General features: G+C 69.0%; 8 protein-coding genes. 3 read left to right on the top strand and 5 right to left on the bottom strand.

Annotated features, from left to right (window positions below; all coding sequences use genetic code 11):
* The 4 genes from AC3EO4_RS29270 to AC3EO4_RS29255 form a co-directional block, all read right to left on the bottom strand.
* The coding region (locus tag AC3EO4_RS29270; protein ID WP_431898673.1) for a hypothetical protein at nt 1-281 on the bottom strand (281 nt) is incomplete at its 3' end.
* Nucleotides 282-401: 120 nt separating this feature from the next.
* The gene (locus tag AC3EO4_RS29265; RefSeq protein ID WP_379581204.1) at nt 402-710 is read right to left on the bottom strand and encodes a hypothetical protein; all 309 of its coding nucleotides are present in this window, start codon (nt 708-710) and stop codon (nt 402-404) included.
* Between the two features lie 63 nt (nt 711-773).
* Nucleotides 774-1820, bottom strand: a complete 1047-nt coding sequence (locus AC3EO4_RS29260; RefSeq protein WP_431898672.1) for a sensor histidine kinase — start codon at nt 1818-1820, stop codon at nt 774-776.
* Nucleotides 1817-2470, bottom strand: a complete 654-nt coding sequence (locus tag AC3EO4_RS29255; protein WP_379581202.1) for a response regulator transcription factor — start codon at nt 2468-2470, stop codon at nt 1817-1819. The genes AC3EO4_RS29260 and AC3EO4_RS29255 overlap by 4 nt, the downstream gene beginning before the upstream one ends.
* An 86-nt stretch (nt 2471-2556) precedes the next feature.
* Between AC3EO4_RS29255 and AC3EO4_RS29250 the strand changes: the two genes are divergently transcribed.
* On the top strand, nt 2557-2913 hold the full coding sequence (locus tag AC3EO4_RS29250; protein ID WP_379581201.1) for a hypothetical protein: 357 nt from the start codon (nt 2557-2559) through the stop codon (nt 2911-2913).
* Nucleotides 2914-2963: 50 nt separating this feature from the next.
* Here AC3EO4_RS29250 and lepA read toward each other — a convergent pair whose 3' ends face one another.
* Nucleotides 2964-4793, bottom strand: coding sequence for a translation elongation factor 4 (gene lepA, locus AC3EO4_RS29245; RefSeq protein ID WP_431898671.1), 1830 nt, complete (start codon nt 4791-4793; stop codon nt 2964-2966).
* A gap of 56 nt (nt 4794-4849) precedes the next feature.
* Here lepA and AC3EO4_RS29240 point away from each other — a divergent pair, with 56 nt between their 5' ends.
* Both AC3EO4_RS29240 and rpsT read left to right on the top strand, forming a co-directional pair.
* Nucleotides 4850-5842: a glycoside hydrolase family 18 protein gene (locus AC3EO4_RS29240; RefSeq protein ID WP_431898670.1), complete on the top strand. Its 993-nt coding sequence runs from the start codon at nt 4850-4852 to the stop codon at nt 5840-5842.
* 192 nt (nt 5843-6034) lie between these two features.
* Nucleotides 6035-6307: a 30S ribosomal protein S20 gene (gene rpsT / locus AC3EO4_RS29235; protein ID WP_358138334.1), complete on the top strand. Its 273-nt coding sequence runs from the start codon at nt 6035-6037 to the stop codon at nt 6305-6307.
* Nucleotides 6308-6565 lie beyond the last annotated feature (258 nt).

The following is a 6565-nucleotide window of genomic DNA, read 5'->3' as shown; positions in this document are numbered from 1 at the left end:
TCGACCTGAGCTGAAAGCGTTCCCGCGCACCCCGCCATGCGCGAATCGTTCGAGCTGTTCACCGGCGGCGTCATCGACCCGGCCCAGCCCGCCCTCAGCCTCGTCCTCCTCGTCGCCGAGCTCGCGGCCGCCGTGCTCTTCGGCGCCGTCCGGGCCGCCACCGTACGGATCTGGCGTGACCCGGCAGGCGTCGCCTGGACGCAGGGCACCTGGATGCCGGTCGCCGCCTGGTTCGCCTCGGCGGCCTCGCGGGTCGGCTTGTATCTCGCGAGCTCGGCCATGGGGCTCGCCTCCACCTCCGCGGGCGGGGTGCAACAACCTGTTCGCGAAGATCCAGGTCACCACGCGCGCGCAGGCCGTCGCCCACGCCTTCCGGCACGGCCTGGCCCCCTGACAGGACCTCAGCAGGCCGGCCGGTTCAGCAGCGACTCCTCGTCGAACTCCGCCAGTTGTAACAGGCTGTCCAGCGCCGCCTGCCGCATCTCCTCGATCGAGGCGCCCTTCTCCCCGAAGCACTCCGCCGCCACGTCCAGCACCGCCTCCACCACCGCCGAGTCGGGGTACGGCACCTCCACGTGCACCCTCCCGTCCGCCCCCACCTCGCTGGGCGAGAAGTGCAGCCGTAGCAGCCGCCGGGTCTCCTCTGCCACCGCCACACCCAGCATGGCGGCCCTGACGAACCGCTCGGACTCGGCGCTGTCGCCGTCCATGCGACCTCCATTATCGGACACGTGTTCGATCGAGGAAGAAGCTACGGCACCGCACCGACAAAATCAGAAGGCCACGAGGACCTCGAGACCGCCGTCGGGAATCGGCCGGGCGTCGACCCGCGCGTCGTGCGCGGCCGCGATGGCCGCGACGATGGAGAGCCCGAGCCCCAGTCCCTCGCCGGTCCTGGCCGATCCCATGCGGCGGAACGGCTGGAACAGCTCCCCCATCAGCGCGAGGGGGATCCGCGGCCCCGAGTTCGAGACGCGGAGCGAGGGCCGTCCCTCGTGGACGCCGGTCCACACGCGGACCCAGCCGTCCTTCGTGTTGTGGCGTCTGGCGTTGTCCACCAGGTTGGCGACCAGCCGTTCGACCAGGCGGGGGTCCCCTGTGGCCGAGGCCGGGTGCAGCTCCGCCTCGACCCGGTCCGACACGTCGGACAGCAGGTCGCCGGTGATCGACGCCAGGTCCAGCGGCTCACGGTGGTCGAGGCCGCGCTGGCTCCTGGCCAGAGTGAGCAGCGCCTCGATGAGCCGCTCCTGGTGCCCGTTCACCTCCAGCGCCCTGCCGCACACCCGTCGCAGCCCGTCGGCCGTCGCAGCGGGGTCGGCCAGCGCCACCTCCAGCAGCGTCCGCTCGAACGTCAGGGGCGTGCGCAGCTCGTGCGAGGCGTTCGCGACGAACCTGCGTTGCGCCTCGAAGGCCGACTCCACTCTCGCGAGCAGCCCGTCGAAGGTGTCGGCGAGGTTCTTGATCTCGTCGCCGGGCCCGGTCATGGCGAGCCGCTGGTGGAGGTTACGGGCGGAGATGTCGCGTGCCGCAGCCGTCATCGTGCGCAACGGCCGCAGCGCCCTGCCCGCCATCACCCAGCCGAGCCCGACCGACACGACCGTCATCACACCGAGCCCTGCGGCCCCTGCCATGACGAACCGCCGCAGGTCGGCTTCGCGTTGCAGGAGCGGGTCGAGAGGGGGCTCGTCGAAGATCTCCGGCGGCGGGGCGATCCAGGTCAGCTGCGTGGCCAGGAGGAGGTAGGTGAGCGCGAGCAGCAGCGCGCCCGCGACCGCGAACAGCGTGCCGTACAGGAGGGTGAGTCTGACCCTGATCGTCATATCCGGTACCCGGCCTGGGGCACCGTCTCGACCAGCGGCGGTTCGCCGAGCTTGCGGCGCAGCCTGCTGACCGTCACCTTGACGGTGCTGGTGAAGGGGTCCGCGGCCTCGTCCCATGCGCGTTCGAGAAGCTCCTCGGCGGCCACGACCCGGCCTCCCGCGGAGAGCAGCAGTTCGAGCACCGCGAACTCCTTGGGGCTCAGGTCGAGCCTGCGGCCGGCCCTGGTGGCCAGGCGCCGGCCCGGATCGACCCGGAGGTCGCCGTGCACCAGCACAGGAGGTACGGCAGGCTGCGCCCGCCTGCCCAGCGCCCTGATCCTGGCGACCAGCTCGGCGAAGGCGAACGGTTTCGGCAGGTAGTCGTCGGCGCCCGTGGTCAGGCCCTCGACCCTGTCCTCGATGGTCGCGGCGGCGGTCAGCATGAGCACCCGGGCCTCGTAGCCTTCGGCGATCAGGCGCCTGCACACCTCGTCGCCGTGGACGCCGGGCAGGTCGCGGTCGAGCACCACCACGTCGTAGCGGTTGATCGACGTGCGTTCGAGCGCGGCGTCGCCGTCCCGTGCGAGGTCGACGGCCATGCCTTCGCGACGCAGCCCTTCGGCCACCGTCGCGGCCAGTTCCGTGTGGTCCTCGACCACCAGCACGCGCATCGTCCCAGCATCGCGATCGGGGGGTAACACCGGCGTAACGGCCGCCGTTCCCTTGCGGTAACCGGTGGGACGCTTGAGTGTGCGGCATGAGAACACGACTGGTGCTCTGCGCCGCCGCCGCACTGGTGGCCATCGCCGTTCCCGCGGCCGCCGAAGCCGCTACCCCAGGTCCTACGAAGGACTTCACGACGTGCATGCGCGCGAAGGGAGTGAAGGAGTTCCCCGGCATCAAGATCAAGGAAGGCGGAAGGGTCGTGCTGCGCGACGTCGTCGGCAGCCGGCTCAACCCCATCTCGAAGAAGTTCAGGGGCGCGCTGAAGATCTGTGCGCACCTGCTGCCCGAGGACGCGGAGCTGCCCCCGGCGCTGGAGCTCCCCGAGCCGGACCTGCCCGACCTGCCTGACCTGCCCGAGCCGAAGCCGCCCGTGCCGCCCAGGCCGTAACCGGCACAGGCCCGGTGCTCGCGACGAGCACCGGGCCTGTGTCCTGGTGGCTACTTCTTGGCCTTGTCCGTGCTGGACTCGGTGGACAGCGCGGCGACGAAGGCCTCCTGGGGCACCTCGACCCTGCCCACCATCTTCATGCGCTTCTTGCCTTCCTTCTGCTTCTCCAGCAGCTTGCGCTTACGCGAGATGTCACCGCCGTAGCACTTGGCGAGGACGTCCTTCCTGATCGCCCTGATGTTCTCGCGGGCGATGACGCGCGCGCCGATGGCCGCCTGGATCGGCACCTCGAACTGCTGCCGCGGGATGAGCTCGCGCAGCTTCTTGGCCATGTCGACGCCGTAGCCGTACGCCTTGTCCTTGTGCACGATCGCGCTGAAGGCGTCGACGGGCTCGCCCTGCAGCAGGATGTCGACCTTGACCAGGTCCGCCTCCTGCTCGCCCGCGGGCTCGTAGTCGAGGGAGGCGTAGCCGCGGGTGCGCGACTTGAGCTGGTCGAAGAAGTCGAAGATGATCTCGCCGAGCGGCAGCGTGTAGCGGATCTCGACGCGGTCTTCAGACAGGTAGTCCATGCCCTGGAGCTGGCCGCGCCTGCCCTGGCAGATCTCCATGATCGCGCCGATGAACTCGGCGGGCGCCAGGATCGTGGACTTGGTGACGGGCTCGAAGACCTGCGCGATCTTGCCGCCGGTCGGGAACTCCGACGGGTTGGTGACGGTCAGCTCCTTGCCGTCCTCCATGACCACCCGGTAGACCACGTTCGGCGCGGTGGAGATCAGCGACAGGCCGAACTCCCGCTCCAGCCGCTCGCGGATGATCTCCATGTGCAGCAGGCCGAGGAAGCCCACGCGGAAGCCGAAGCCGAGCGCGGCGGAGGTCTCGGGCTCGTAGACCAGGGAGGCGTCGTTGAGCTGCAGTTTGTCGAGCGCCTCACGCAGCTCGGGATACTCGTCGCCGTCGATGGGGTAGAGCCCGGAGAACACCATCGGCCTGGGGTGGTCGTAGCCCGCCAGCATCTCGGTGGCACCACGCGCGGCCGAGGTGACGGTGTCGCCGACGCGCGACTGGCGCACGTCCTTCACGCCCGTGATGAGGTAGCCGACCTCGCCGACGCCCAGACCCTTCTCGGCCACCTTCGGCTCGGGCGAGATCACCCCGATCTCGAGCGTCTCGTGGGTGGCCTGCGTGGACATCATGGTGATGCGCTCGCGCTTGCCCAGGTGGCCGTCGACGACCCGGACATAGGTGACGACGCCCCTGTAGGTGTCGTAGACCGAGTCGAAGATCAGCGCGCGGGCCGCCGCGTCGGCGTCGCCCACGGGGGCCGGAACGGTCTCCACGACGTGGTCGAGCAGCTCCTTCACCCCGACGCCCGTCTTACCCGAGACCCTGAGCACGTCGGAGGGGTCGCAGCCGATGAGCCCCGCGAGCTCCTCGGCGAACTTCTCCGGCTGCGCGGCGGGCAGGTCGATCTTGTTGAGCACCGGGATGATGTGCAGATCGTTGTGCATGGCCAGGTAGAGGTTGGCCAGCGTCTGCGCCTCGATGCCCTGTGCGGCGTCGACCAGGAGGATCGCGCCCTCGCACGCCTGCAGCGACCGCGAGACCTCGTAGGTGAAGTCGACGTGGCCCGGCGTGTCGATCATGTTGAGGACGTGGCCGTTCCACGGCAGCCGCACGGCCTGCGACTTGATCGTGATGCCGCGTTCGCGCTCGATGTCCATCATGTCGAGGTACTGCGCGCGCATGGAGCGATCGTCGACCACGCCGGTGATCTGCAGCATCCGGTCGGCAAGCGTCGACTTGCCATGGTCGATGTGCGCGATGATGCAGAAGTTGCGGATCAACGCGGGGTCGGTCTGGCCAGGCTGATTGCGCACCGAAGTCCGTTTCGACAAGGGTTGAGGTCAAGCGTCTTTCATGGTGACATGCCCGGGTGATTGCCCGAACCGTCATCCGCCGCGGTCTGCGCGCCCTGGCGCTGGCCTTGGCCGTCTTAGTCACGCTCGCCGCCTTCGTGGCGGCGGCGCTCCGGCTCCAGTTTACCGGGGCGCCGGAGGCCTGGGCGAAGAGCACGGGTAACGATGCGCTGTGGCTCGGGCACGCGTGGGTCGACGGCCGCCGCACGGAGCGCGACGTGGAGGCGATGGCGGTACGGCTGCGCGGCACCGGCATCAGGGACGTCTACGTTCATTCCGGCCCCTTTGAATGGGACGGCAGCCTCAACCCCGCCAAGCACCCCAACGCCGGAAATTTCCTGAAGTGGTGGCGGAAACATCTGCCTGATGTGCGGGTCTCGGCCTGGCTCGGACAGGCCGTCAAGAACGGCCTCGACCTCGACGACCCCGCCGCCCGTGCCCGCGTCCTGGCGGGGGCGAAGCACATCATGGACCTCGGGTTCGACGGCATCCACTACAACTTCGAGCCGATCGGTGACGGGGACACCGACTTCCTCGACCTGCTCGACCGCACCCGGCCGCTGACCAGGCTGCTCTCGGTGTCGACGCCGCAGCTCGAGCCGTACCCCCTCATGCGCCTGGCCGTCCGCGCGACACTCGGCCACGACAAGTACTGGTCGCACGGCTTCTACCAGGAGGTCGCCCGCCGTACCGACCAGGTGGCGATCATGACCTACGACTCCTTCATGCCCGCGCAGTCCCTGTACGGCGGCCACGTCGTACGGCAGGCGGCGCTCGCGCTCGACCTCACGCCCGCCACGACGTCCATCCTCATCGGAGCGCCCGCCTACCACGACCACGGCGTGCCGTTCCTCGACGGGTCGGAGAGCGTAGCGGGGGCGGCCGAGGGGGCGCGGCTCGCCCTTTCGTCGTACGGCAGGCGCGAGGGGTTCGGACTGGCGCTGTACGTGGACTTCGCGGCGACGGAGGAGGACTGGAAGGAGTACACCGGCCGCTGGAACGCCAGGTGATCCCGCTCGACGGCCCCGGCGCGAGCGGATGCGAGGCCGGTCCCGCAGAACACCCCGTATGCTGGGCAGGTCACGGGTCGTTGATTTGAGCGGCGACCTGGATTATTGGTAACCTGTACAACTGCGTGTGGCGCGCCCTCTCATCGAGCCCGCGCGCCCCATCCGATTTCTGACCTTCACCGAGGCTTCTTCGTGGCGAACATCAAGTCCCAGATCAAGCGCAACAAGCAGAACGAGAAGGCTCGTCTGCGCAACAAGGCTGTCAAGTCTTCCCTGAAGACGGCGATCCGCAAGTTCCGCGAGGCCGCCGAGCAGGGCAACGTCGACGAGGCCGTGGCGCTGCAGCGCGCCGCCGCTCGCCAGCTCGACAAGGCTGCCAGCAAGGGCGTCATCCACAAGAACCAGGCCGCCAACCGCAAGTCGGCGATCGCTCAGCGCACCGCCGCTCTGCAGGCTGCCAAGTAGTCGCAGACGCACCGGCGACGCCGCACTCCGCGATGACGGAGTGCGGCGTTTTCGTGTACCACCACCCGCGCTTCGCCCTGGACCACCGCGGTGATCCGGGCATGAGCCCCTCCCGGATGAACATCTGAAATATCCGGACGCGGTCGTGGAAGTGTCACAGTTTCGACATCACTCCAGCGTATCGGCTGTGTCACCGTTGAGAAGATCGGCTTGCCGCCGCCACCCGTCATCCCCAAAGGTTCACAGAACGGGAGCATG

It is taken from the genome of Nonomuraea sp. bgisy101 (assembly GCF_057708945.1).
Note: the sequence above shows the minus strand (reverse complement) of the source record. Positions and strands in the feature narration are given on the sequence as shown.

What these genes read in the sequence shown, in the direction of transcription:
- AC3EO4_RS29250 (WP_379581201.1), top strand. Translation starts at nt 2,557, where the DNA reads ATGAGAACACGACTGGTGCTCTGCGCCGCCGCCGCACTGGTGGCCATC.
- AC3EO4_RS29260 (WP_431898672.1), bottom strand. Translation starts at nt 1,820, where the DNA reads ATGACGATCAGGGTCAGACTCACCCTCCTGTACGGCACGCTGTTCGCG.
- AC3EO4_RS29265 (WP_379581204.1), bottom strand. Translation starts at nt 710, where the DNA reads ATGGACGGCGACAGCGCCGAGTCCGAGCGGTTCGTCAGGGCCGCCATG.
- AC3EO4_RS29255 (WP_379581202.1), bottom strand. Translation starts at nt 2,470, where the DNA reads ATGCGCGTGCTGGTGGTCGAGGACCACACGGAACTGGCCGCGACGGTG.